The sequence below is a fragment of the Cellulomonas sp. GbtcB1 genome, assembly GCF_019091725.1.
Taxonomy (GTDB): domain Bacteria; phylum Actinomycetota; class Actinomycetes; order Actinomycetales; family Cellulomonadaceae; genus Cellulomonas.
Window position 1 is genome coordinate 1 of sequence record NZ_JAGXJG010000632.1, and the last position, 232, is coordinate 232.

Here is a 232-nt window from a genome sequence, read left to right on the forward strand (position 1 = left end):
GCCGGTGCGGACGGCGGGCCGAGTCGCCCGCGGCGACGTGGGCCGGCGCGGCCGAGGAGTCGGTGTGCTCCCCCGCCGCGATCGGGTCGGAGGCGGGGAACGTCTCGACCACCGACTCGTCCAGCCCGGTGAACGGCGCCTTCTCGGCGTCGGACACGTAGTCGAGGATCGAGGGCGCGAACGACTCCTTGGCCTCCGTCAGCTCGATGCGGTCCTGCGGGCGCTTCGGGCC

The 232-nt window shown here is 75.0% G+C and carries 1 protein-coding gene; it reads right to left on the reverse strand.

The window, feature by feature from the left end:
• On the reverse strand, nt 1-232 hold a 232-nt coding region (locus KVT14_RS21605), incomplete at both ends, for a hypothetical protein (protein ID WP_217617412.1).